Source organism: Nocardioides panaciterrulae, from assembly GCF_013409645.1.
Lineage (GTDB): Bacteria > Actinomycetota > Actinomycetes > Propionibacteriales > Nocardioidaceae > Nocardioides > Nocardioides panaciterrulae.
Map to the genome: position 1 here is coordinate 4,220,058 of NZ_JACCBG010000001.1, position 20,263 is coordinate 4,240,320.

38 protein-coding genes are annotated in these 20,263 nt (G+C 70.3%); 1 reads left to right on the plus strand and 37 read right to left on the minus strand.

Translation table 11 applies throughout. The features are described from left to right. Window positions 1-49: 49 nt before the first annotated feature. The 12 genes from BJZ21_RS20160 to BJZ21_RS20210 all read right to left on the minus strand — a co-directional run bounded on the left by BJZ21_RS20160 (window position 50) and on the right by BJZ21_RS20210 (window position 7,507). Window positions 50-472 (minus strand): hypothetical protein, encoded by a 423-nt coding sequence (locus BJZ21_RS20160; protein ID WP_179665391.1) that lies wholly within the window; start codon window positions 470-472, stop codon window positions 50-52. A 28-nt stretch (window positions 473-500) separates the two neighbouring features. Beyond that, the gene (locus BJZ21_RS20165) at window positions 501-773 is read right to left on the minus strand and encodes a hypothetical protein (protein WP_179665392.1); all 273 of its coding nucleotides are present in this window, start codon (window positions 771-773) and stop codon (window positions 501-503) included. Beyond that, window positions 770-1,147, minus strand: a complete 378-nt coding sequence (locus tag BJZ21_RS20170; RefSeq protein ID WP_179665393.1) for a hypothetical protein — start codon at window positions 1,145-1,147, stop codon at window positions 770-772. Before BJZ21_RS20170 ends, BJZ21_RS20165 begins: the two co-directional genes overlap by 4 nt. Then, window positions 1,144-1,488, minus strand: a complete 345-nt coding sequence (locus tag BJZ21_RS20175) for a hypothetical protein (protein ID WP_179665394.1) — start codon at window positions 1,486-1,488, stop codon at window positions 1,144-1,146. The genes BJZ21_RS20170 and BJZ21_RS20175 overlap by 4 nt, the downstream gene beginning before the upstream one ends. A 78-nt stretch (window positions 1,489-1,566) precedes the next feature. After that, window positions 1,567-1,809: a hypothetical protein gene (locus BJZ21_RS20180; RefSeq protein WP_179665395.1), complete on the minus strand. Its 243-nt coding sequence runs from the start codon at window positions 1,807-1,809 to the stop codon at window positions 1,567-1,569. A gap of 78 nt (window positions 1,810-1,887) precedes the next feature. After that, the gene (locus tag BJZ21_RS20185; protein WP_179665396.1) at window positions 1,888-3,120 is read right to left on the minus strand and encodes a phage major capsid protein; all 1,233 of its coding nucleotides are present in this window, start codon (window positions 3,118-3,120) and stop codon (window positions 1,888-1,890) included. Between the two features lie 142 nt (window positions 3,121-3,262). After that, a complete protein-coding gene (locus BJZ21_RS20190) occupies window positions 3,263-3,928 on the minus strand; it encodes an HK97 family phage prohead protease (RefSeq protein ID WP_179665397.1) in 666 nt (221 codons plus the stop codon). Beyond that, window positions 3,925-5,067: a phage portal protein gene (locus BJZ21_RS20195; protein WP_179665398.1), complete on the minus strand. Its 1,143-nt coding sequence runs from the start codon at window positions 5,065-5,067 to the stop codon at window positions 3,925-3,927. Before BJZ21_RS20195 ends, BJZ21_RS20190 begins: the two co-directional genes overlap by 4 nt. Beyond that, on the minus strand, window positions 5,049-5,180 hold the full coding sequence (locus BJZ21_RS21600; protein WP_281380854.1) for a hypothetical protein: 132 nt from the start codon (window positions 5,178-5,180) through the stop codon (window positions 5,049-5,051). Before BJZ21_RS21600 ends, BJZ21_RS20195 begins: the two co-directional genes overlap by 19 nt. A gap of 11 nt (window positions 5,181-5,191) precedes the next feature. Next, complete coding sequence (locus BJZ21_RS20200) at window positions 5,192-6,538, minus strand: terminase large subunit domain-containing protein (RefSeq protein ID WP_179665399.1); 1,347 nt, start codon at window positions 6,536-6,538, stop codon at window positions 5,192-5,194. A gap of 55 nt (window positions 6,539-6,593) precedes the next feature. Then, on the minus strand, window positions 6,594-7,049 hold the full coding sequence (locus BJZ21_RS20205) for a hypothetical protein (protein WP_179665400.1): 456 nt from the start codon (window positions 7,047-7,049) through the stop codon (window positions 6,594-6,596). A gap of 188 nt (window positions 7,050-7,237) precedes the next feature. Further along, window positions 7,238-7,507, minus strand: a complete 270-nt coding sequence (locus BJZ21_RS20210; RefSeq protein ID WP_179665401.1) for a hypothetical protein — start codon at window positions 7,505-7,507, stop codon at window positions 7,238-7,240. Window positions 7,508-7,549: 42 nt separating this feature from the next. Here BJZ21_RS20210 and BJZ21_RS20215 point away from each other — a divergent pair, with 42 nt between their 5' ends. Further along, on the plus strand, window positions 7,550-7,843 hold the full coding sequence (locus tag BJZ21_RS20215) for a hypothetical protein (protein ID WP_179665402.1): 294 nt from the start codon (window positions 7,550-7,552) through the stop codon (window positions 7,841-7,843). A 93-nt stretch (window positions 7,844-7,936) separates the two neighbouring features. On the opposite strand, the gene BJZ21_RS20220 is transcribed toward BJZ21_RS20215, so the two are convergent. The 25 genes from BJZ21_RS20220 to BJZ21_RS20340 form a co-directional block, all read right to left on the minus strand. Further along, window positions 7,937-8,638 carry a hypothetical protein gene (locus BJZ21_RS20220; protein WP_179665403.1) on the minus strand — a complete coding sequence of 234 codons (702 nt, stop codon included), beginning with the start codon at window positions 8,636-8,638 and terminating at the stop codon, window positions 7,937-7,939. Beyond that, complete coding sequence (locus tag BJZ21_RS20225) at window positions 8,635-9,072, minus strand: hypothetical protein (RefSeq protein WP_179665404.1); 438 nt, start codon at window positions 9,070-9,072, stop codon at window positions 8,635-8,637. The genes BJZ21_RS20220 and BJZ21_RS20225 overlap by 4 nt, the downstream gene beginning before the upstream one ends. A gap of 238 nt (window positions 9,073-9,310) precedes the next feature. Continuing rightward, entirely contained in the window at window positions 9,311-9,694 is a 384-nt protein-coding gene (locus tag BJZ21_RS20230) for a hypothetical protein (protein ID WP_179665405.1), read from the minus strand. 52 nt (window positions 9,695-9,746) lie between these two features. Beyond that, the gene (locus tag BJZ21_RS20235) at window positions 9,747-10,124 is read right to left on the minus strand and encodes a hypothetical protein (protein ID WP_179665406.1); all 378 of its coding nucleotides are present in this window, start codon (window positions 10,122-10,124) and stop codon (window positions 9,747-9,749) included. Further along, a complete protein-coding gene (locus BJZ21_RS20240; RefSeq protein WP_179665407.1) occupies window positions 10,121-10,531 on the minus strand; it encodes a DUF4326 domain-containing protein in 411 nt (136 codons plus the stop codon). Before BJZ21_RS20240 ends, BJZ21_RS20235 begins: the two co-directional genes overlap by 4 nt. Continuing rightward, window positions 10,513-10,668, minus strand: a complete 156-nt coding sequence (locus BJZ21_RS20245; RefSeq protein WP_179665408.1) for a hypothetical protein — start codon at window positions 10,666-10,668, stop codon at window positions 10,513-10,515. Before BJZ21_RS20245 ends, BJZ21_RS20240 begins: the two co-directional genes overlap by 19 nt. Next, window positions 10,661-11,269 carry a hypothetical protein gene (locus BJZ21_RS20250; RefSeq protein ID WP_179661876.1) on the minus strand — a complete coding sequence of 203 codons (609 nt, stop codon included), beginning with the start codon at window positions 11,267-11,269 and terminating at the stop codon, window positions 10,661-10,663. The genes BJZ21_RS20245 and BJZ21_RS20250 overlap by 8 nt, the downstream gene beginning before the upstream one ends. A 367-nt stretch (window positions 11,270-11,636) precedes the next feature. Next, window positions 11,637-11,975 carry a hypothetical protein gene (locus tag BJZ21_RS20255; protein ID WP_179665409.1) on the minus strand — a complete coding sequence of 113 codons (339 nt, stop codon included), beginning with the start codon at window positions 11,973-11,975 and terminating at the stop codon, window positions 11,637-11,639. Further along, a complete protein-coding gene (locus BJZ21_RS20260) occupies window positions 11,968-12,291 on the minus strand; it encodes a DUF4031 domain-containing protein (RefSeq protein WP_179665410.1) in 324 nt (107 codons plus the stop codon). Before BJZ21_RS20260 ends, BJZ21_RS20255 begins: the two co-directional genes overlap by 8 nt. Further along, entirely contained in the window at window positions 12,288-12,665 is a 378-nt protein-coding gene (locus BJZ21_RS20265) for a hypothetical protein (RefSeq protein WP_179661878.1), read from the minus strand. The genes BJZ21_RS20260 and BJZ21_RS20265 overlap by 4 nt, the downstream gene beginning before the upstream one ends. Beyond that, the gene (locus BJZ21_RS21605) at window positions 12,662-12,784 is read right to left on the minus strand and encodes a hypothetical protein (RefSeq protein WP_281380807.1); all 123 of its coding nucleotides are present in this window, start codon (window positions 12,782-12,784) and stop codon (window positions 12,662-12,664) included. The genes BJZ21_RS20265 and BJZ21_RS21605 overlap by 4 nt, the downstream gene beginning before the upstream one ends. A 29-nt stretch (window positions 12,785-12,813) precedes the next feature. After that, window positions 12,814-13,044, minus strand: a complete 231-nt coding sequence (locus tag BJZ21_RS20275) for a hypothetical protein (protein WP_179661880.1) — start codon at window positions 13,042-13,044, stop codon at window positions 12,814-12,816. Then, window positions 13,041-13,445 carry a helix-turn-helix domain-containing protein gene (locus tag BJZ21_RS21275; RefSeq protein ID WP_179661881.1) on the minus strand — a complete coding sequence of 135 codons (405 nt, stop codon included), beginning with the start codon at window positions 13,443-13,445 and terminating at the stop codon, window positions 13,041-13,043. Before BJZ21_RS21275 ends, BJZ21_RS20275 begins: the two co-directional genes overlap by 4 nt. After that, the gene (locus BJZ21_RS20285) at window positions 13,442-15,271 is read right to left on the minus strand and encodes a DNA cytosine methyltransferase (protein ID WP_179661882.1); all 1,830 of its coding nucleotides are present in this window, start codon (window positions 15,269-15,271) and stop codon (window positions 13,442-13,444) included. The genes BJZ21_RS21275 and BJZ21_RS20285 overlap by 4 nt, the downstream gene beginning before the upstream one ends. Further along, window positions 15,268-15,537, minus strand: coding sequence for a hypothetical protein (locus BJZ21_RS20290; RefSeq protein WP_179661883.1), 270 nt, complete (start codon window positions 15,535-15,537; stop codon window positions 15,268-15,270). Before BJZ21_RS20290 ends, BJZ21_RS20285 begins: the two co-directional genes overlap by 4 nt. After that, window positions 15,534-16,049, minus strand: a complete 516-nt coding sequence (locus BJZ21_RS20295) for a hypothetical protein (RefSeq protein ID WP_179661884.1) — start codon at window positions 16,047-16,049, stop codon at window positions 15,534-15,536. Before BJZ21_RS20295 ends, BJZ21_RS20290 begins: the two co-directional genes overlap by 4 nt. A gap of 68 nt (window positions 16,050-16,117) precedes the next feature. Beyond that, window positions 16,118-16,339: a hypothetical protein gene (locus tag BJZ21_RS20300; RefSeq protein ID WP_179661885.1), complete on the minus strand. Its 222-nt coding sequence runs from the start codon at window positions 16,337-16,339 to the stop codon at window positions 16,118-16,120. Beyond that, window positions 16,336-16,797 carry a hypothetical protein gene (locus tag BJZ21_RS20305; protein ID WP_218851190.1) on the minus strand — a complete coding sequence of 154 codons (462 nt, stop codon included), beginning with the start codon at window positions 16,795-16,797 and terminating at the stop codon, window positions 16,336-16,338. Before BJZ21_RS20305 ends, BJZ21_RS20300 begins: the two co-directional genes overlap by 4 nt. Window positions 16,798-16,810: 13 nt before the next feature. Next, entirely contained in the window at window positions 16,811-16,960 is a 150-nt protein-coding gene (locus tag BJZ21_RS20310; protein ID WP_179661887.1) for a hypothetical protein, read from the minus strand. Further along, on the minus strand, window positions 16,957-17,193 hold the full coding sequence (locus BJZ21_RS20315; protein WP_179661888.1) for a DUF1508 domain-containing protein: 237 nt from the start codon (window positions 17,191-17,193) through the stop codon (window positions 16,957-16,959). The genes BJZ21_RS20310 and BJZ21_RS20315 overlap by 4 nt, the downstream gene beginning before the upstream one ends. Beyond that, the gene (locus tag BJZ21_RS20320; RefSeq protein ID WP_179661889.1) at window positions 17,190-17,684 is read right to left on the minus strand and encodes a hypothetical protein; all 495 of its coding nucleotides are present in this window, start codon (window positions 17,682-17,684) and stop codon (window positions 17,190-17,192) included. The genes BJZ21_RS20315 and BJZ21_RS20320 overlap by 4 nt, the downstream gene beginning before the upstream one ends. After that, window positions 17,677-17,847, minus strand: coding sequence for a hypothetical protein (locus BJZ21_RS20325; RefSeq protein WP_179661890.1), 171 nt, complete (start codon window positions 17,845-17,847; stop codon window positions 17,677-17,679). Before BJZ21_RS20325 ends, BJZ21_RS20320 begins: the two co-directional genes overlap by 8 nt. Beyond that, on the minus strand, window positions 17,844-18,302 hold the full coding sequence (locus tag BJZ21_RS20330) for a DUF3850 domain-containing protein (RefSeq protein WP_179661891.1): 459 nt from the start codon (window positions 18,300-18,302) through the stop codon (window positions 17,844-17,846). Before BJZ21_RS20330 ends, BJZ21_RS20325 begins: the two co-directional genes overlap by 4 nt. Next, complete coding sequence (locus BJZ21_RS20335) at window positions 18,302-19,225, minus strand: hypothetical protein (RefSeq protein ID WP_179661892.1); 924 nt, start codon at window positions 19,223-19,225, stop codon at window positions 18,302-18,304. Before BJZ21_RS20335 ends, BJZ21_RS20330 begins: the two co-directional genes overlap by 1 nt. Beyond that, window positions 19,222-20,145 (minus strand): PD-(D/E)XK nuclease-like domain-containing protein, encoded by a 924-nt coding sequence (locus BJZ21_RS20340; protein WP_179661893.1) that lies wholly within the window; start codon window positions 20,143-20,145, stop codon window positions 19,222-19,224. The genes BJZ21_RS20335 and BJZ21_RS20340 overlap by 4 nt, the downstream gene beginning before the upstream one ends. Window positions 20,146-20,263: the final 118 nt, after the last annotated feature.

Genomic DNA, 20,263 nt, shown 5'->3' on the forward strand with positions numbered 1-20,263 from the left:
AGAGGCCCGTGACCCGGACGCCGCCCGATGGCATGGCTCAGACGACCGATCAGACGCCGGTGTCCATGGTCGGCTTCGCGGTGAACTCCCACTCGAAGTCGACCGTGAACTTCGCGGTGGCCGAGGCGTTGGCCTCGCCGCCGAGCAGGTCGCCGTCGGGCTCGGTGATGATCACGTTGCCCGTGAACGTCGGCTGGGTCACCGACGCCGCCGCGCCGCCGTTCGGGGCGATGATGGCCGCGACCGTCTCCCCGGCGTGGTTCCAGATGTAGTCCCAGATCGAGCCGGTCTCCATGTTCTGGCTGGCCGTGCCGGTCAGCTTGTAGACCCGGGAGCCGCCAGCGGCGGCGTCGGCGAAGCTGGTGAAGTCGGAGTCCCCCGCGCCGGAGGTGATCCGGCAGTTGGACACCTGGACGGTCACGTCCGTCGCGGCGAGCTTGAGCGTGAGGGAGCGGGTTCCGAGGGCAGCCATGGCGTGCGCCTTTCTTGAGGTGGGTGTGCTACTTGGCGGTGACGGCGAAGCCGCCCACGTTGTCGGCGCCGTCGACGTGCGCGACGGCGGTGAAGTCGCCCGGTGCGTCCAGGACGAACACGGCGACCTGGTCCGCCCCGACTGGGCGGGCGGAGACGCGGCGGGTTCCGGTCGGGCCGGACACCTCGAACACGACAGGCGCGTCGGTGCTGACCTTCAGCTCCCACAGCGACCCGACCCGGCGGGCCTTCGGCGTCCGCGGCGCGGGCTTCTTCTCGGCCCGCTCGGTCGTGTCGGTCATGATGCCTCCAGCTGGATCTCGGTCTGGGTGGTGATGGCCACGGCGATGTAGGCCTGGCCACTGAGCTCGATGGAGCCGGGCCGGCCGACCTCGAAGAGGCCGACCAGATCAGCGATGACGAACAGGACGCCCTCGACCAGGCCGTCTAGCTCGTCGGCGCGCTGCTCGTTCACGCCTGGGCCCGCGACCACCACGATCTGGTGGTGCACGATCACCCCGCCGAACGCCGCCCCCTCCAGCGAGATGTAGGGCTCGGCCGGGGCCACGTAGACCATCGGCGGCTGAGCGATCTCGGGGACGGTGCTGAAGGCGAAGTAGCCGGCAGCGGTCAGCGCGTCCTTGAGCTCGGTGCGCTTGGCGACCAGGGCGCTCACGCGAACCCCATGTCGGTGATCCAGCGGCTCAGCAGGCCGTAAGCGGGGCGCAGAGGGTCGGCGCCGATCCGCACCGGCACAGAGGCGCCGCCGTCAGGGGTGCTGAACTGCTGGGTGAGCACACCGTTCGGGGCACGGCGCTGGTTGAACAGCTCGACCGCGACCGCGAGCCAAGCCTTCTCGGCAATCACGGTCGGCAGGTCGGTCAGGTAGGTGGCGCCGGCGTACTGCTTGAGCAGCTCATTGGCGACGCTCACGCAGTTGCTGAGGACCGTATCGCTGACCGTCGCGGCCGGGACGTTGTTGAGCTCGGCGCGCAACTGGGTGGCGTCGACAGCCATGGCCCGGTCCTTCCTTCGAAGTTGGTTGGCGCTGCCGCCCGTCGACGAGGACGACGGACGGCAGCGCGTCCTTGGCGATCAGCCCTTCTTGGCCGGGGTGGCCTTCTTGGCGGTCTTCTCGCGGGTCTCGACGTTCCCGCCTGGGGCCGGCCGGGTCTCGACCTTCGGGGCGTCCTTGCTGCCGCCGGACGCCTGCTCGACGTGGCCGGCGGAGATCATGCCCTTGGCGACGTGGTCAGGCAGATCGATGGTCTTGCCGACTGCCGGCCAGGGGGCGCCGTTGTAGAGCCCCGTCTGGGCGACCTTGATGCGGACCTTCATGTGCTCTCTCCTTCGACGCTCAGTGGTCGGCGGGGGACGGCCGCCCAAGGTCTAGCCCTGGGCGGCCGTCACCTCAGGTCACGCCGCCGGGGTGGCGAGGTGCTTGACCGCGTTGGGGTCGATCGCGACCGAGCCCGTGCGGACGATGCCGCGGAACTTGGTCTGGTCGTTCTCGAAGCCCGCGTCGGTGGACCGCTCGAAGCGCAGGCCGCCCGCGATGCGGACGTACAGCGCCGACCAGTCACCGAAGAAGATGGGCTTCTTCGAGGCGGCGAACCCGTCGAACTCGGGGACGATCTTCACCGGCTTGCCGAGAACCATGTCCGGGTCGCCGGCGACCAGGGCCGGCTGCCACACAGGCTCGCCGGTCGAGGTCTTCAGCTTGCGGACCACGGCCGCGGCCTGGTCGTTCATGCCGAACATGGCGCCGGTCCGGTAGGCCGGGAGCACCGAGTGGAACAGGTCGATCAGCAGGTCGGAGCCCTGGCCAGCGGTGTCCTGCGAACCGAGGTTGGTCAGGACACCGGCCGGGCTGGTCACACCGGCGGTGGTGAACCCGGAGGCAGCAGCGGCGGCCGCGATGGCGGCGACCTTGTTGCCCAGGCGGCGTCCGGCGTTCCGGGCCAGGTAGCCCTCGAGGTCGAACGTGGCGTCCTGGATCAGCTCGTTCGGCACGTTGGTGATGAAGCCGTACTTGCTGACCGAGAGGTCCACCGTGGTGATGGTGGAGTCGGACTCGACGACCGGGTCGTTCGGGTTCAGGACGGCGCCGTCGACGTCGGCGTGCGCGGTCGCCTTCGGCATCGGGATGGTGTTGCCATCCGAGGTGTCGAACAGCGTCACGCCGGCCTGCAGCAGCTCGGAGGCCGCCAGGGCGTACTCCCACAGCTGGCCGTAGACGCCGGCCTTGCCCAGGCCGCCGGCGCCGGACATGTCGCGGCTCTCCTCGGCGCGGCGGCTCTCGGTGAGCCGGGTCAGGAGGCCCCGGACGGCCGGGATGTCGTAGGCGCCGCGGCTCTCGTCGCGGGCCCACTTCGCGAACTCGGACTCGGCGTCGTTGCCGCGCTCCTCGGGCTCGCGGCCGGTGACCTTGCGGAAGGAGTCCTCGAGCTCTTTCGCGCGGGTCTCGCCGTCGATGATCGACTGCGCCCGCGTGGCGAGGGCGTCCACCTCGGCGTTCATCGCGTCGAACTTGGACTGCTCCTCGCTCGAGAGGTCGCGGCCCTCCTGCACGGCGCCGCTGGCGAGGTTCTGCATGTCCTTGACGAGCGCCGCGCGGCGCTCCATGAGCTGGTCTGCCACGGAGGTCATGGCTGATCCCCTTTCCGGGACGAAGTTGGTTGGTGCTGGTCATCCCGGTGGGGTCGCCCTGCCGGATGCGCCGTGCCCCGGCGCTGGGGTGGTGCTGCTGCCCGACGCGGGTGGGTTCGTCCTGCCCGCGCGTAGGCAGTGGTCAGTGCTTGGCCTTGAGGGGGCTGAGGTCGACGGCCTTCGCCGCGGCCAAGGCGACGGCGGCCGAACGCTTCACCGGAGCGCCCCTGTCGGTGCGCTTGAAGAACTTGGTCAGCTCGTTGTGCTGGGCGAGCGAGCGGACCTCCTCCGGCGCAGCGTCGAACTTCTGGGCGAGGTGGCGCAGGGCGACGGAGGTGTCCTCGTAGGCCGGGGTGTTGACCGGTGCGACGTCCATGAGCCGGCCGGAGACCAGCGTGCGGAGTGGGAACCCCTGGTCGGTCGTCGTCCACTCCTCCTCGAACACCATGAAGGCGAACGAGGACTGGGCGACGTCGCCGCGCTGCACGAGCTCGTACACGTCGCCCCTGGCCGAGGGGAGGTCGACCTGGTAGTCGAGGCCGACGTCGTCGACCCCGAGCCGCAGGGTGCCGGCTTGGGTGGTGCCGAGCAGCATGTTGTCGTCGTGGTTGTAGCGGGCCACGACGCCGGGCCAGTTGTCGCCGCGGGACTTGTTGAAGAAGTTCGGGGCGATGCGCTCGACGAAGCCGCCGAGGTTCTGGGAGAACCGCTCGAACTTGGCGGCGTACCCACCGATGGTCAGGGCCTTGTCGGAGCCGGCACGGACCTCGACCCGCACCGACGTGAAACGACGCTCGGCGTCGGTCATGGCTGTTCCTTTCGTGTGTTCGGCTCCTGCTTGGGCGCAGGGACGTTGTGGCGGTCGCCGCCGGCCACTGGCGGGCGGTCCTCGAGCGCCCTGGCCTCGTCCACCGACAGGCGCCCGTCGGCGATCTGGGCGCCCGTGATCTCGGTGCGGGTCTTGATGTCGACGCGCATGGTGGCGTCGACGTTGAACTTCACGTACTGCCGGTTGGGCAGGAGCCTGGCGAGGGCGTTCTCGACCCGGACCAGGTAGGGCCGCATGTCCGATGCGCGGCGGATCTGCCGCAGCTCCTCGGTCTGGTAGGTCAGCGAGTTCGGGGCCGCGCCGCCGAGCTCGACCGGGTCGATCCCGTAGATCGCCGCGATCTGTGTGGCGGTCAGCTTCAGCGTGTCGATGAACTGCAGGTGGTTCGGGGGGATCTCGGGGGCCGTCAGGTCCCAGTCCTTGCCGGTGACGAACGGCTTGCCGAGCGCCAGGCGGGAGGTCAGTCGGTCGCTGACCTTCTCGGCGGCCGCGGCGTCGAGGAGCCGCTCGCTGTTGCGGAGCACCATCGGCGGGAGGCCGCCGCCGCGCTTCATGTCCGCGTATTCCTGGGCCGAGAGACCGGCGCAGGTGATCGAGGCGTAGTGCTCGATCGGGGACATCGCGATCCGCTTCCCCGACGGCACCAGCCATGGGATGTGCACGACGTTCGCGAACGGCACCGGGGCACCGAAGACGTACCACCGCTGCGCGGCTTCGCTCCACTCCCAGTCCCCGCGCTGCAGCCAGGTGACCGCGAGCGGGTAGCCCCAGCCGTCGACATCGCTGACCCAGCCGACGGCGTTGCCGTGCACCGCGAGCCCGTAGAGCGCCTGCCCGATCCACTGGTCGACGCCGATCCCGCCCGGCTCCTCGAGCCGGCTCAGGAGGCGAGGGAGCGGCATCTGGATGCGCTCGGCCTCGGACAGCTTGCGGTAGGAGTCCAACGGCAGTGTGGACCCGTAGTCGACGATGTGGCGGATCGCCGCGAAGACGGGGCCGAGGCGCGTAGCCCTGGTCTCGTTCGGCTGACGCGTGAAGCCGTCGGCGTCAACCCAGGACTGCATGGACCGCTGCTCGGTGCGGCCGCGGAAGAACAGGCTCACCGCGTCGACCGCCATGACACGAGCAGGGCGACCGCGCCGACGACGAGGAGAGCGGCCGGCGGCCACACGAACCAGGCGAAGCCGGCCAGGCAGGCAACGCCCAGGAGGTCGAGCGCGGTGGTCAGCATCGCTGCCTCCTTCACAGAATCGAGTCGAGCACGTCGTAGACGGGTGCGTTGTCGGCGGTCCAGCGGGCGATGGCGACTCCCTCGAGGGAGGAGATGTCGCCGGACTTCCGGGCGAACACCCGCCGCTCTCCGACCTTGCGCCAGCCGGCGGCGTCGACCGCCGTGTTGAGGTCGTCGTAGTCGCCGTGGGTGACCGTGCCCTGCTCCACGGCCGTCCGGAGGTCGGAGCAGGACTGGACGAAGTCGTCGAGCCCCAGATACGTCAGCTGAACGCCCGCGTCCTCGAGGGCCGGGATCAGGAACGACGCCGGACCCTTCTTGTCGATCCCGACGGGGACGCCGCGCTCCACCTGGATGCGCTTGACCTCAGCGACGAACCGCTCGGCGTCAACGTCAGCTCGACACCTGAGCACCGACCCGAGGTGGTGCTTCCCGTCGTTGCCGACGGCGGCGCCGAGCGACAGCCACGTCTGGTCAAGGTCGGCCGCGATCCCGAGGGCGAGCGGCTCCCCGACCGGCTCCAGCGGCGTCTCGCCGTCCTCGCCGTAGCCGATGAAGCACCGCGACCAGGCGCCGGCAGTGAAGATCCCCAGGCCGCCAACCCGGTCCCAGATCCCCAGGCCCTCGCGCAGGAACGACTCCATCCCAAGGAGCCGCTTCATGCGCAACATGGCTCGGGCCGGCGTGCGGTGCGGGAACGAAGGGTTCGCCTTCGCCCACTGCTCCCGATCGGCGGGGTCCGCGTCCTCGTCGGCGCTGAACTCGACGTACAGGTAGTCCCCGGACTCACCCGAGAGCGCCTCGTGCCGCATGTTGAGGAACACGTCTGACGGATCGGTCGGCTTGGGCGGCGTGCCGATGAAGAACACCAGCGGGTTCGGGTGTGTGTTCGTCGCCGGGATCATGTCGTCCAGCGCCGACTGGGTGAGGATCTGCCCCTCGTCGAACACGATCACGGCAACCTTCTGGAAGCCACGGCCGAAACCCCGCTCGCGGGCGCCGAACAGGATCCGGGAGCCGTTGCGGAACTTGATGACCCCGTTGCCGCCCGGGTTCGTCGCCGAGACGATGTGCGGCCGCAGCTTGGGCTGCTCCACCATCGTCTTCATCGACTGGAACGTCTCGTTCGCGGTCGGGTAGCGGTGAGCCGTCCAGAGCACCAGCGTGCCCGGGTTCGCCAGGCACAGCGCGAAGATGATCGCGCCGATCAGGTAGGTCTTGCCGACCTGCCGGGGGATCGACAGGACGACCGCCTCGGCCGCGTAGAGGTGGTCCTTCCGCTTACCGAGGATCGCCTTGCCGGCGCCGTCCTGCCAGGGGTCGAAGGTGATCCCGACCTGGAGGCAGGTATCCCGCACCGCCGGCCAGCCGGTAGAGACGATGTCCTTCGGCAGGACTACGTACCGCGCTGCCTCAGAGAGCGTTGGGGTCGAAGTTGTCATCTGGCGTGTCCATGGCCTTACCGATGGCGTCATCGCCCTCGGCCGACTCGACCGCCTTGATCTCCTTCACGATGTTCGCCAGGCGGAGGGTCAGCGCGGCGAGCTCGCGCTTCGGGCAGTCGGGATCGGTGATCGCCTCGGCGATTCGGTCGCGCATCGCCTCGAGCAGGTCTCGCTCGGTCCCGTTCTTCGCCGCGTCGGCAACCGACATAGCGACCTTCGCCTTCGGCTTCGGCGCTGCCTTCGGCTTCGGCGCTGCCTTCGGCTTCGGCGCTGCCTTCGGCTTCGGCGCTGCCTTCGGCTTCGGCGCTGCCTCGGGCTTCGGCCGGCCAGCGCGGCAATCGGCGTTGCAGTACTTCCGGTTGGGCCGGGCGTCCTTCGGCAGCGGGGTCGAGCAGAACGCGCAGCGTCGGCGTCGGGCTGCCATGAGTCTCAGAACCTCCCCGGATCGGTCGAAAGTGGCCCGGAGCGGGCCGACGTGCTGCAGACCTTCGGCCGTCGATGGGGCTTGGCGGAAAACGCGTGTGTGTGCAGCGAGACTGCGGCGGTCTCTGCGACCTCCCTACCCAAAGAATCGAAGGCCTGTTCGAATCCCTGAAGGACTCGACCGTCGGGTCACAGCACGAGACGGCGGACTCGCGCTGCGCGCATCCGGTTGCCGCGGCTCGCCGCCTCCGAGAGGTTGCACCCGAGATGCGATGGGCCGAGGATCACGGTCCCGGTCTGGTCGTGGCTGATCGAGGCTCGATCGAGCGGTGAGATGTCGCGGCTCGAGCGCTTGCACTCCGACTCGACGCAGACCAGCCACTGGCCGGCGGCCTGTGCTCGTCGAAGCTGCTGGTAGGCGGCGCGGTACTCCGGCGTGCGGTGCTGGGCCTTGGCCATCTTTGCCTGACACCTCGCTCCGGCGGGGCTACCTTGGTCGGCGTGAAGAAGCTCGGGTTGCCCGCTGTCGTCGTCATGGCCCTGCTGCTCGCCAGCTGCGGTGGCGGCGGCGATGGTGGGCCGAGCGCCAAGGACCGTCAGCGGGCCCAGGACTTATGCGCGAGCGCGGGGCAGTACCTCGGGCGGGGCATGGACCTGGACCGGTACCAGAACCCCGACGGCTACCGTCTCTGCGTCAAGGATGCGGCCAAGGTCGCGGACTGCCTGGACACACCGGCCAAGTCGATGGGCGATGCGTGGGTGCCGGAGAACTGCGACAACGACGGCTACAACTGACCGCGACCCCAAGCCCTGTGCGGGTTCTGGGGTCGCGAAACTGGTCGACGCCAGTGTGCCCGACGGGGCCGGTGTGGTCAAGCGGTGGCGTCATTACTCGCCTTCCGGCGTGTCGGCCTCCTGCTCGGCGTTCTCGATGCGGATGTGCTCGGCCAGTAGTCCGATCTGCGTGCGGTCCCAGACCGAGCGACACTCGACGCAGAAGCCGGCCTGGAGTTCGAGGTTGATGCGCAGGCCGCCGCGGTGCTCGCAGACCGGGCAGGTACTGAAGGGTCGGTAGGCGGGCGTGTCCCAGCCGGTGATGATCCGGGCTTGGTGCCACCAGCGGCGGACGTCGTGCTCGATGTGGTGGGCCGAGCAGCACCAGGCGCCGTTCTCGTCGCGGTGTCCGCGGGGGCGGTCGCAGCGGTGGGTGTCGCGGAGGCCGTTGAGCCGCAGGAGGCGGGCGAGGGTCCCTGAGCCGGCGACCGTGCGTTGGGTGCGGTGGTCGATGGTGTCGGCTGGGATGACGCCTCCGAGGCGGTCGATCCACTCCCCTGCTTCGTCGTCGATGAGCATGAGGGTGTCGAGCGCTTCGATGCGTGCTGCGGGCTTGGAGACGGGGCCGCTGCCGGATTCGGCGCCGGTGCGGGCTGGGGTGGCGCCGAGCAGCTGGTGGACGAGGGCGGGGACGCGGGTGTGGTGTCGTCGTGACCAGCGGGTTCCGCCGAGGTCGACGGCGTACTCCTCGGTGTGGGTGTGTGGCCGGGTCAGCTCGGCCATCATCGTGTGGATGTCGGGCTCGTCGGTGGTCACTGGGTCTCCGGGGTGTGGTGGGCGTGGTCGCGGAGTTCGCCGACGATGGCGGCGACTTGGTCGCGGGGTAGGCCGCGGCTGGGGCGGGCGGTGGTTGCGGGTCCGTCGGCGCCGATCTGGTCGGCGCGGCAGGAGGGGCAGACGCCGGCTTTGAGTGCGGTGCTGTGGGTGCGGCAGTACTGGGCCCGGGTGGCGAGTTGTTCGAGTGCTGGTTCGCGCCAGTAGGTGGGGTTGGTGACGACGACGCTGGGGGTGTGGGCGGTGCGGTCTTCGGCGCCTCGGGTGAAGGCTCGGATGACTTCGACGAGCTGGCGTTGGTTGACGCGTGCGATGGCGGCGTGGATGCCGGGGATGTCCCAGCGTCGTGCGCCGTGGGGGCGGCAGTCGGCGATGAGTGGGGCGAGCCAGTCGGCTTGCTGGCGGGAGACGCTCATCGGACTGGTCCATCCATGACCTGGGGCACGGCGGCAGCCCGTGGGTTATCCACAGGCCCGGGTCGCGAAGCCTCGCGCGGACCAGTGAGGGTCATGGATGGGTGACCACCGTCTTCCCTTCCCTCACTCCCTTGTTCCCTTGTTCCCTTGTTCCGGGGGTGAGTGCTCAGTGAGTCCTCCGTGCGCGAGTCAGTGAGTCCGACAGTGAGTCCGGTGCGCGTCTGGGGTGAGTCGGTCATCACCACAGCCCGTCCGGCTCATGGATCGGGCACGGCGGGAGCTTGCTCTTCGTCGGCCGGTTGATCTTCTGGTGGGCTCGGAACTTGGGCGTGTGCATGTAACGGACGCCGGCGACGACGTAGCGGCACAGCGCGGGGTCGTCGTTGGGCTTGAGCTTGGGCGGGGACGCCATGAGGTCGAGCCAGCCGGTCATCTTCTTCTCGGTGACGTCGCGGTCGAGCGGGAAGCACTCGGCCAGGACGAGGCGGGGGTCGTCGACGCCGCGGCCGGAGTCGTCGAGGTACATCGAGAGGTAGTGCCAGGCGAGGCGGACCTCGCGGGGCCACGAGGCGAGCGTGAGCGACTTGGGCGCCTCGGGCTTGATCGATCGGATGCGCGCCATCAGTGCGAGCACTCCAGCCCGGCCGGGGTGGCGATGGTGATGGTCTGGCTCATCAGGTGTCTCCTCCTGGGAGGTCGGTGGTGAGGCGCTCGAGGAGAGCGGCGGCGGTGTCGGTGGTGGGCCCGCGCACGGCGGCCCGGGTGTCGGTGCGGACTTCGGCGGCGAGCAGGCGGAGAAGTTCGACGTCCTCTGGCCGTTCTGGGCAGCGGGCGTGCACCCGTGGGGTGCCATCGAGCCGGAGGGTGAGTAGCCGGCCGCACCACTCGCAGGGCGAGTGGCCGCGCTTGCACGCTTCCGACCAGTGGTGGCGGCCGGCGGTGGCCGGGTCGCCGTAGCCCGTTCGGCCGCAGACGGCGCACCGCCACTTCGGTCCGCTGTAGCTGTAGCCGTAGTAGCGGCCCTGGTGGACGTTGGTGAACGTCGTCGTCACCCGTGCTCGCTCGAGTTCGCCAGCTCGAGGAGCACGTCGGCGTGGCATGGGACGGGCTGGCCGTCGGTGTCTGTGAGGGGGCACCAGCAGGCGAGGTCGCGGCCGGCGAGGATGCGCCGGATGGTGTCGATGGTGGGGACGTGGAGCGGGCCGGAGCGTTCGGTCCGGGTGAAGCGGTGGGCTACTCCCCCGGCGTCGGTGAAGGTGGTCTCGCCGGTGGTGACGAGCTCGCGGTACATGCGGACCGAGTCCTCACGCGGGAACAGCTCGCCGCCCTTGGAGGCGATGGGGAACGGGCTCCCCCACGGCGTGGGGCGGCCGACGTAGACCGTGTCGACTGGCATGCGCCACCCGGCGGTGCGTTGGCGCTGGATCCGCTTGGGGGCGCTCACTGGGCGCGCTCCCATCCGGCGTCGAGCAGCAGCTGGGCGAGCACGGCCTCGTGCACGCGGGCGCGGCCCTGGTCGTCGATGTCGATGTGGAGCCTCGTGGTGGGGACGTCGGTGCCGGGGATGCGCTGCTCCCACACCTGGTGCTCAGCCACAGTGCTCGCCTCCCTCGGCGTAGGTGTCGGCCCGCTCGCGGAGCCAGCAGTCGGCATGTGCCCCCGTGCGCGGAGTCGGGTCGGTGACGTCGGTTTCCCATGCGTCCGCCGCCTCCCGCAGCGCCCGCGCACCAGCAGCCCGCTCACGCTCAGCGATCAGGGGTGCGAGTGATTCGGCAACATGGGTGATGAACTCAGTGGTTCGTTCTGCGCGGGACGTCAGGTTGCCCTCGCGAATGTCCCCGTTGCTGCTCGTGGCACCGCACGGGCAATGCCATGCGCCGCTGATGGGGCCGACGCGCGTCACGTGCGCCGCCAGCACCGCCGCGACCTCCCCCACGTCCCCGGCCTCGCGCTCCGTGGGCGTGGAGTCGGGGGCAGCGAACTGTGCGTGCAAGCGTCGCAGACGGGCGACCTCGGAAGCGTCCCAGCCGTGGCGAGCTGCGACCTCGTCCATTGCGGACTCCTCGCCGACCTCGTTCTCGTCGGCGTCCCATCCGAGCACGACCCCCCAGAGCCAGGCGTCCGCGCGGTCCTGCGCCCAGTCGCGGGAGTTGAACGCGAGCAGGCGCCGCAGCGACTCGCGGAAGTCCTCGCTCATCGGTACGCCCCAAGGAGCTCGACGCACGCCGGGCACGTGATCTTCATGCCGGGCGCCAGGGCATCGGTCCCGAGCCCGGCCAGGGCTCCGCAGAGGTGCTCCTGCGTGCGCCGGTCAATGCCGTGCACGACAGCCTCACCCACGACCCTCACCCCCGTCGCCCTCGGTCGCCACGGTGGATGAGGTGGGCACTCCGGGCGGAATGATGCGAGGGCGTCCGACACGCTTCGGCGGCGAGGGCGGCACCGGGACGCCCGACCGGGCGCTCGCCATGACGCACGATGCCCACGCTTCGTCGTCCCACTGGCAGCGTTCGTGGCCGCAATCCCGCACGTCGTCAGGCACGTCTTTCTCGGGCCTCTGCTGCTCAGACATGTCCGCCCTCCTCAGGCTCGGTGGTCTCGCGGGCGGTCGCACGCGGGTCGGCGTTGGCAGGTAGGAGCCGCCGCGCGCCGTAGCGGCAGCGGCGCAACTGGTCGAGGGCGTCTGCGAGATCAATGGGGATGGGGTCGGTGCGCCGGCTGTCTGCGGTGAGCACCGCTTCCACGGCCTCCTCAAGGCGCTCCGTTGGCGTGGAGTCGGGAGCGGGGCGGAGCCACGGCAGGACGCCGACACACCCGTCCGCGCCATGCAGGCCCCGGTCGTGCCGCTCGCTGACGGTGGTACTCAGCGTGAGCGACCCGCAGGCGCAACGATCCTCAGACATCGCTGTCCCCGTCGCCCTCGGTCGCCACGGTGGGCGAGGTGGGCGAGGTGGCGCGCTTGCGGGCCAGCAGTGCCCCCGTCCCGCGCGGGTAGGACATCGGCACGGCCCCGAGCCGGATCGCTTCGACGCGGAGACTCTCGGTCACGTCGTAGTGCTCGCGGTGCGTGCCCTCGTGCTGGAGCCACGACGGTCTCAACCCCAGTTCCGCCGCGAACGCCTCCAGTTCGTCGGACGTGTCGGCCATCAGGTGCGACCACTTCGCGGGCCGTCCGGTCAGCCGCGCCGGCCGTCGCATGTCGTCCACGTACACGGTCATCGCTCGCCCTCCTCAGGCTCGGTGGTCTCGCGGGCGGTCGCACGCGGGTCGGTGGTCAGCGCGCGGATGGCGCGGTCGGTCTCGTCCCCGCGTCCACTCGGCGCGGTCCAGAGGTCGTGATGGCCGACGACTGGCCGCCACCCGAGGTCGATCACCTGCTTGGTGATGTCGCGGGCCACCTCCGGGTCACCTGTGCGGGTGTGGATATGGGCCCACAGGTCGGCGGTCTTGGTGGCGTGGATGCCAGTGTCGCCGCGGCCGTGAGCGATGGCGTCGGCTCGGGCCTTGGCCCGGGCTGCGCACCGATCGACGTGTTCGGCGTCGACGTCGCTCGCTCGGCAGGTCGTGCAGGTGAGTCGCTGGTCGGAGCTCATCGGACGAACCTCACGAGCCGGTCAGCCAGCCAACCCCACACGGCGGCGCGGACGTTGTGGCCGGCCCGGTCGTGGTCGAACCAGTTGCAGTAGGCGCGGTGCCAGAGTGCGGTCCTCATGTCGTGGCGTCCGTCGTTGCACTTGCAGTTCATCGGGTCTCCTCGTGGGTGTCTCGGGGGGTGGTGGTGGGTGCGGCGAACGCCTCGCGGAACGACGCCAAGCTCGCCGCGAACTTCGCCCAAGTCGCGTCGACGAAGGCCGTCAGATCGGCTAGCCGTCGCCGCTGCTCTGCCCGCTCGACGTCGCGCCAGGTGAAGCCCCAGCGCGCACAGAGGTCGTCGCGGAGGCCGTCGAGGTACCTGCGGTCCTCGGGACTCACGCTGCGTTCTCCCCTGTGAGGTCGGTCCGGATCTGGGTGGCGGCGCCGAGGAGCTGCGGGTCGCCCTCGACGCGGCGGACGCCGTTGAGGGCGGTGGTGTGGTCCATGTCGAACTGGCTGCCGATCTCGGGGTACGAGCGGCCGGCGTCGCGCATGAGCCACATGGCGACGTGGCGGGCGTTCGTGCTGGTCTTGTCGCGGTGGCCGGCGAGGACGTGGTCGGGCGTGACGCCGAAGTGCTCGCAGGCGGCGTAGAAGACGCGGGTGGACCAGTTGCCGCGGGTCATGGTGGCTGCGGCCTGGACCGCGAGGCGCCGCACCCGGGCCTCGGCGGCCTTCTCCCGCTCGATCTCCTGGTCGAGCTGGCGGCGCAGCTGGAGGAGGTCGTCGAGGCGGCTCACACTGCACCCCCGAGGGACTTGGCCACGGCGGCGATGAGGTCGCGTGCGGCGGGCGGGGTGACGGCGTTGCCGCAGAGCTTCACGCGCTGCCGGCGGGTGCCGCCCCAGATGTAGTCGGCGGGGAACGCCATGCCGGCGGCCACCTCGTGGGGTTCGAGCATCCGGAACAGGCAGTCGTCGACCTGCGCCTCGGCCGCCGCGATGTCGCCGGGCGTCAGCATCGACTGGTGGCCGCTCGTGGTGAGCGTCCGCATGACCTCGCTGGCTGGGGTGACCATCTCGGCGCCGTCGCCCTTGCTGGAGTTGTGCCGCTGGATCAGGGCGTACCGGTCGACGGTGGTCAGGGTGCCGATCGGCTTGTCGGTGGGCTGCGAGGACTGGGCGGAGCCGTAGTAGGGCATGACGAGCGCCGATGTCTCGCGGGTGGTCATCGTGCGGTGTACCTCGTCGGTCGGGCGCGCGTCGTCGTTCCACGTCCCCCCGGCAGGCACGACGAGGCCGTGGTGGTTACCGGACGCCGTGAAGGTCGAGGCGGGCTCGGAGACCGGCCGGGCGGTGGATCCGCCGCCGCGGAGCTCGGCGATGAACGGCGGCTCGATGAGGGACGGGATCGGCCCGTTCGCGGTCAGCGTGCGCAGGTACTCCGAAGCCGGAGTCGTGTGCCTGGCTGGGTGGCCGCCCTTCTCTCCGTTGTTCCGCATGACGAGGGCGTCGAGGTGGCGGCTCGTCTGCGTGCGCAGCGTCTGGTCGGTGCTGGAGCACCGGTCGCCGGCGCGGCCCTCGAGCGGCACCACGAGGGCCTTCGTCTCCATCGTGTGGAGCGTCCGGAGCACGTCGTGCGTCGACCACGCCCGGTAGTAGCCGTTCGGGTCACCGAACGATGCGTGCTTCGGGTCGGCCGCGTCGTACTGGTTGCCGCCCTGCTCCATGTGGAACGGGGCCCAGTACTTCGCGATCCCGGCCGCGATGCGGCGGCGGGTCTTCTCGGCCAGCGGCTTCGTGCGGTCCCCGATCCGGGTACCGCGCATCGACCAGTCGATGGCGGCGGCGGCCGGGAGGTAGCCGGGCTCCACGGTGGTCCCGCAGGCGCCGTGGAGGTAGACGTACTGGGCGCGGTACTTCCCGACGGTCCGGCCGTTCTTCCACACCTGCTGCGACTCGACCACGCCCTGACAGGTCGGACACCAGGCGAGCGGGCGCATCACCTCGTCGACGTCCGGCGCCCGGTTCCCACGGAGCCAGCACACGATGTAGAGGCGGTCCCGGGACTGCGGGGCCGGGTCGCCGTGGGCCTGGGCGTGCATCGAGTTGAGCGACACGACCCGAAAGTCGTAGCCGAGGTTCCGCAGGCCCTTCTTCCACAGCGCCCACGCCTCGGCGTACTTCGGGTTCGTGGCGATGTCGACGACGTTCTCGACGACCATGGCGGCGTACCGGTGGTGCTCGGCGAACCGGAGGACGTCGAACATCAGCAGCCGGGACCGCTGCACGATGGCGGTCTCGGGGTCCTCGTCGACGAGCTCGGGGTCGAGGAGGCTCAGCAGGTCCGCCTCGACCGACACGGACGCGTACTTGCCGCCGGACGCCTGGGACCACTTCGTGCACTCCGGGGAGGCCCACAGGATGTCGGTGCGGGGGAAGTAGCGGGGGTCCTCCTCGTGGAGGTCGACCGCGGCGTGGTCGGCGGTCGGGTGGTTCTGGTTGTGGACCTCGACGGCGAGGTCCCAGTGGTTGGCGGCCATGCGGATCTCGACGCCGGGAACCTGGATGGCGCCGGTCGAGGACCCGCCGCCGCCACAGAACAGGTCCGTGACGGTGAGGCTCACGCGAGCACCTCCCGCAGCAGCGCCGCGAGGATGGCGTCGGCCTGGTGCTCCTGGTGAACCTCGTCGATCGACGCGTAGCGCGACCACTCCAGCCCGGCTCCGCAGGTGCAGCGGTCCGGGCCGTCCGTGTCGATGTCGGCGACCTCGTAGTCCGCGTGAGTGCGGATGGCGCGGAGGACGACGTCGCCCGGAGAAACAGAACGGCGCCCTGAGACCTGGGTCTCGGGCGCCGCCGGGGGCTGCTGGGTGGTGGGTTGGTGACTCATGGTCGAGTGGTCTCCTCGGAGGTGGTGTCGGCGATGTAGACGCCGAGGGCGTAGGCCTGCCAGACGTCGGCTCGGAAGCCGTGGAACCAGCCGGGCTCGGCCTTGGTGCCCTTGCCCTTGTTGGGCTGGCCGGGTGCGAAGCGGTCGACGAGCGCCTGGGTGACGTTGGAGTCCTTCGCCTTCGTCGAGTGGCAGTGGTGGAGCCTCACGGGCTGCCGCTTCACCAGGTCGCAGGGCGCGGACGGGCTCCAGTGGTCGATGGTCTGCTGGAAGCGGCCGATCCAGACGCAGGTCTCGAACACCTCGGCGCCGACCGGCATGCCGTAGCTCGCGACCATCTCGATCGCGTAGTGGTCCGCAGGCGGCCCGTCGTCGGTGCCGGAGATGATGTCGAGCAGATGCTCGTTGCGCTCCTTGGCGAACGCGAGCGGGCGCCGTGTGTCGGCGTCGAGCACGACCCAGGCGGACTCGATGTTGCCCGGGTCGATCGCGAGTATCCGGCGGTGCACCATGTGGGTGCGTCCTTTCGGGTTGGGTCCCTCCCGCCGCTGGCTATGGCCTCGGGCGGCGGGAGGGAGGTTCAGGCGTCGTCGCAGGCGCAGGCGCCGCTGACGGACTTCTCGGTGAAGCAGCGGGGGCAGATCTCGCGCGGCACCAGCTGCGGGCGGGGTTGGTCGCCGGCGCACTCGAAGTGCACGGCCCGGTGGTCCTCCATGACCGGGTCGTCGCCGACGTCGATCGGCTCGTGACAGGCCGGGCACCGGCCCGGGTAGCGGGCCTCGAACTTCCTCGGGGCGCTCACGATCCACCACCGCCGCCGCTGGCCTTCCGTTCGCGGATCTCTGCTCGTTCGATGCGGTTGGTCAGGGAGTCAATGCGGCGCGTGAGGGCGACGTACTTCTGCAGTCGGGAGTCCTCGCGTCGCTGCATCCGCGCGGTGCGCTTCGGGCCGAGCGCGACGCCTCCGGACGCGGCACGGTCGGGCGAGATCGGCTCGAGCAGAGGGGCGCGCTGGGCGATCAGCCTGGCGCGCTCGTCGCGCAGCGACGCGGCGCTCCGGTACGTCCTCGGCGGCTTGGTCCTCCGCTTCGGTTGCGAGGTCTCCTTGGGTGGCGTGAACAGGAGCTCGTCGCCGGCCCGAATGAACCACTCCAGGAGCGGAACCAGCCACGGCTTGGCCGGCGGGTGCTCGGCGACGTAAGCTGCCTGGCGCTCCTGCAGCAGTGCCATGTACTCGTCCCCCGTGAGCTGCGCCCTCACGGGCTTGAGAGCCTCAGGCATCGGTGGCCTCCCGGGTGTCGGTGACCTCGGTGAACCGGCGCTCCCACCGCTCGAGCCATCGGACTGCGAGCACGTCGGCGATCACGTGGGCCACCGGGGCGGCGAGGATGATCGAGACGACGGCGATCTGCTGGGCGGTCACCGGGTGGCCTCCGTCCGCTCGTCGACGTCACGGACCTCGACCCACTCACCGTTGACGTAGACGCCGGGCACGACGGTCCTGTGGAGCGGACCCTTGCCGAACGTGGTGATCGCGGATGCGGCCGTCCGTCGCCGCGAGTAGCTCTCGGTCGTCCAGACGACCCGACCGTTGGCGGCGCGGAACCTGGCGTGCCATCCGGCGTCGGTGTGCACGATCTCGAATCGGTCGCTCACGAGCCGCCTCCGAGCGCAGTGCGGACGTCGTCGACGGCGAGGATCGGGGGCCCAGCGACGCTGCTGGCGATCTGCTGAGCGAGGTCACAGACCCCGCGGATCCGGTCGCGAGCCGCGCGCAGCCGGGTCAGCTCCTCCCAGAGGGAGTCCCAGGTGGCGGCGAACGCCGGCTGCTCCTCGCGCAGGTGCGGGCAGACAACCGGCGCACGGCTGGGCAGGGCGTCGACCTTCGTGCCCTCAGGCATCCCGGCGATCGCGGACCACATGTCCTCGAGCACGTCGAGCATCCGCACGTCCTCGTCCTCGGCGAAGTCCTGGCCCCAGTCGTAGAGGAGGTCCTTCACGCGGTCGAGAGCGTCGGGGGCGCCGGCGAGGCGCCGGTCGATGATCTCGCCAACCACTCCCGGGAGTTCGGGGTAGGCGTCCTCGTTGCCGATCGGGCCGTAGAGCTCTCGGAGCTCCTGACCGGTGAGCGTCACGGCGCTACTCATCGTCTGCACCTCCCGCGCAGGTCTTGTGGATCCAGCGGTCCTTGACCTTGGTGGCCTGCCGCCAGTCCTCGATGTCCCGCCCGCACCGGTGGCACTCGTTCTCCATCGACGACGACGCGAGCCCCGAACCGTGGTAGCTGGTCCGCGAGCGTTGGCGCGTCACGATCGGCCCTCCAGATTTGCCTTCGCGGCGGCTGCCGCTCGATTGGCGGCGGCCATGATCCGTGACGCCTCGCTCGCGTCGGTCGTGTCGATGAGGACGTTGACCCGCGACTGTCCGGACGAGTCGGCGCGGGCCCGGCCGTCGTGCCTCTCTGGGTCGCACAGCGAGAACACGACGTAGCCGTTGCCGACGAAGCCACGCTGGCTGCCCCGGGGCGGGGTGGATGCCATGACGTGGCCGACGCGGGCGGTGACCGTGCGGCCCGAGAACTTCGCACAGCGGTCGCCGTGGTCGCTCCCGGAGCAGTCGCAGGGGTCCTTGCGGTCCCACTCGGAGAGCGTGACCGTGTCGCCCTTCTGGTAGCCGCGGTCGTCGATGCGGACCTCGAACGTCTTGTCCCCGCGCCAGACCGCCTCGAAGAAGTTCGGCCAGGTCTTGAGCGTGTGGTGCGCCATCAGCTCTCCACCTTCTGCTGCTCGGCGACCTCGGCGGCCAGGGCGTCGTTCACTGCCTGGGCCTCGTCGCTGGAGAGGTCCTCGCGGCGCTCGACCTGCCGGCCGATGACGTCCGCGACGTAGGCGAGGGCCATGTCCTTGCCGTCCACGCCGGCCTGCTTCATCAGCTGGCCCATCGTGGAGATCTGCGCCTTCGTGATCTGGGTCGGCGCCGGGTCGTCCTTGGGCTGCTCGAGTGCAGCCGCGAGGCCCTTGCTCGGCGCGCTGGGCCGCCTGACCGTGACGACCTCGGCGTCGATGTACTCCATCTCGCGCTCTTCGACGGAGTAGACGCCGTTGAGCACGTCGGGGGCGATCGTTCGGCAGATCTCGGCGGTCGCCTTGGCCCGGAGCATCGTCTCGGGGTCGGTGAGGTACTTCTCGTTGCCGAGCATCTTGCCGTTCTTGTTCACGGCGTACTTGCCGGTGCTCTCGTCGATGACGGGGACGTATCCGGCCTTGGTGGCCCGCTCGATGGTCCACTCGGCGGTCTCGACCGTGTTGCTGCCGCGTCGGCGGCCGCCCATGACGACCTTCTCGGGGCCTGCCTCGATGGTCCAGGTCTGGTGGCCCGCGGCCTTCACCAGAGCGTCCATGGAGCGGCCGTACAGCGCGGCGTTGCCGTGCACGACGTAGACGGCCTTGACGGCCTGCATGGGGTCGAGGCCGAGGGAGGAGCCGTAGAGGATGGCGGCCGCGGTCTCGTCCGTCTTGCCCTTGAAGTGGTCGGGGACCATCGAGGTGCGGCAGATGACTTCGGCCAGGGCGCGCGCGTCGGCCATGACGGCTGCGGCCTCGCGGATGAGGGCCGAACCGGCGACGCGGGTCTCGGTGCTGCCGGGCAGGAGGTCGGTCGGCTGCTGGTACTGCTGGATCTCGGTCATGCTGCTGTCCCTTCGGGGATGGTGTTGGCGATGAACTCGGCGGTGTCCGCCCAGCGGGGCGGGTGGATGGTCAGGAAGTCGTCGTCGCAGTACGCCGGCCACGTGCCGGTGTCGAGGCACCGGCGGTAGGTGGCCAGTGCCTTGCCGGCGAGCGCGGCACCGCGCTCGAGGAAGTCGCCCGAGAGCTCGGCGACGACGACGGGGTGCGGCTCTGTGGACTCGACGAACACGAGGGCGTAGGCGGCGATGTCGACGCCGAGCCCGGCGGCCACGTCGAGATACCAGGCCGCGGATAGGTCGTAGCCGTACTCGACGATGTGCTTCGGCAGGGCGGCCGGGTCCGACGTGCGGGACGTCTTGAGGTCGACCCCAATCCCGTCGTCGCCGAGCCGGTCCCACCTGCAGCGCCGGATGACGTCGTAAGCCGGGTCGCGCCAGAACATCGACAACTCGGACCGGCCGGGGCTGGTGAGCAGCCGCGACGCCTTCGGGTGCGTGAAGACGGCGTCCGCCATCCGTTCCGCGGCGGCCAGCTGCTCGGGCTTGAGGACGACCTTGCCCTCGGCTTCGGCTTCGGCGATCGCGGCCTTGACGTCGTTGCGGTTCCGGTTCCCCTCGACGGCCACGAACCCGGGCCCGGTACCGAGGACCATCGAGTGCGCGACCGTCCCGAGGTCGAGCGCGGCCGAGGTCTGCGGGTGGGTGCGGGAGTGCAGGAAGTGGGCCGGCGACTTGAGGATCTGCTTCATCCCTGAGGCGGAGACCGAGGTCGGGTCTGCGTGGTAGACGAGCTCGTCGAGGTCCTCGTAGACGCCCAGCCGCGTCTCGCCTGTACGACGCTCCTGACCTGCGGAAACGTCGTCCGTGAGCGTGGGCTGTACGTCGCGCTCCGGCGCGCGGTGGCAGTCGCACTCGCACACGGCCGGGTCGAACGCCGGGCCACGTAGGTAGTCGCCGGTGCACCGTGCGTGAGAGTCGGCCGGGTTGCTTGGGTTGCAGAAGCCCGTGATGCGCGGCCGACGGGTCGATGTCTTCCCG

Excerpts from the sequence above, each read along its gene's own strand:
- BJZ21_RS20330 (WP_179661891.1), bottom strand. The coding sequence starts at position 18,302 with ATGGCGCACCACACGCTCAAGACCTGGCCGAACTTCTTCGAGGCGGTC.
- BJZ21_RS21605 (WP_281380807.1), bottom strand. The coding sequence starts at position 12,784 with ATGAGGACCGCACTCTGGCACCGCGCCTACTGCAACTGGTTCGACCAC.
- BJZ21_RS20250 (WP_179661876.1), bottom strand. The coding sequence starts at position 11,269 with ATGAGCGAGGACTTCCGCGAGTCGCTGCGGCGCCTGCTCGCGTTCAAC.
- BJZ21_RS20255 (WP_179665409.1), bottom strand. The coding sequence starts at position 11,975 with ATGTCTGAGGATCGTTGCGCCTGCGGGTCGCTCACGCTGAGTACCACC.
- BJZ21_RS20190 (WP_179665397.1), bottom strand. The coding sequence starts at position 3,928 with ATGACCGACGCCGAGCGTCGTTTCACGTCGGTGCGGGTCGAGGTCCGT.
- BJZ21_RS20180 (WP_179665395.1), bottom strand. The coding sequence starts at position 1,809 with ATGAAGGTCCGCATCAAGGTCGCCCAGACGGGGCTCTACAACGGCGCC.
- BJZ21_RS20265 (WP_179661878.1), bottom strand. The coding sequence starts at position 12,665 with ATGAGCTCCGACCAGCGACTCACCTGCACGACCTGCCGAGCGAGCGAC.
- BJZ21_RS20240 (WP_179665407.1), bottom strand. The coding sequence starts at position 10,531 with ATGGGAGCGCGCCCAGTGAGCGCCCCCAAGCGGATCCAGCGCCAACGC.
- BJZ21_RS20165 (WP_179665392.1), bottom strand. The coding sequence starts at position 773 with ATGACCGACACGACCGAGCGGGCCGAGAAGAAGCCCGCGCCGCGGACG.
- BJZ21_RS20195 (WP_179665398.1), bottom strand. The coding sequence starts at position 5,067 with ATGGCGGTCGACGCGGTGAGCCTGTTCTTCCGCGGCCGCACCGAGCAG.
- BJZ21_RS20175 (WP_179665394.1), bottom strand. The coding sequence starts at position 1,488 with ATGGCTGTCGACGCCACCCAGTTGCGCGCCGAGCTCAACAACGTCCCG.
- BJZ21_RS21600 (WP_281380854.1), bottom strand. The coding sequence starts at position 5,180 with ATGCTGACCACCGCGCTCGACCTCCTGGGCGTTGCCTGCCTGGCCGGC.
- BJZ21_RS20225 (WP_179665404.1), bottom strand. The coding sequence starts at position 9,072 with ATGAGCGTCTCCCGCCAGCAAGCCGACTGGCTCGCCCCACTCATCGCC.
- BJZ21_RS20210 (WP_179665401.1), bottom strand. The coding sequence starts at position 7,507 with ATGGCCAAGGCCCAGCACCGCACGCCGGAGTACCGCGCCGCCTACCAG.
- BJZ21_RS20295 (WP_179661884.1), bottom strand. The coding sequence starts at position 16,049 with ATGGTGCACCGCCGGATACTCGCGATCGACCCGGGCAACATCGAGTCC.
- BJZ21_RS20260 (WP_179665410.1), bottom strand. The coding sequence starts at position 12,291 with ATGACCGTGTACGTGGACGACATGCGACGGCCGGCGCGGCTGACCGGA.
- BJZ21_RS20205 (WP_179665400.1), bottom strand. The coding sequence starts at position 7,049 with ATGGCAGCCCGACGCCGACGCTGCGCGTTCTGCTCGACCCCGCTGCCG.
- BJZ21_RS20320 (WP_179661889.1), bottom strand. The coding sequence starts at position 17,684 with ATGAGTAGCGCCGTGACGCTCACCGGTCAGGAGCTCCGAGAGCTCTAC.
- BJZ21_RS20230 (WP_179665405.1), bottom strand. The coding sequence starts at position 9,694 with ATGGCGCGCATCCGATCGATCAAGCCCGAGGCGCCCAAGTCGCTCACG.
- BJZ21_RS20335 (WP_179661892.1), bottom strand. The coding sequence starts at position 19,225 with ATGACCGAGATCCAGCAGTACCAGCAGCCGACCGACCTCCTGCCCGGC.
- BJZ21_RS20160 (WP_179665391.1), bottom strand. The coding sequence starts at position 472 with ATGGCTGCCCTCGGAACCCGCTCCCTCACGCTCAAGCTCGCCGCGACG.
- BJZ21_RS20185 (WP_179665396.1), bottom strand. The coding sequence starts at position 3,120 with ATGACCTCCGTGGCAGACCAGCTCATGGAGCGCCGCGCGGCGCTCGTC.
- BJZ21_RS20290 (WP_179661883.1), bottom strand. The coding sequence starts at position 15,537 with ATGAGTCACCAACCCACCACCCAGCAGCCCCCGGCGGCGCCCGAGACC.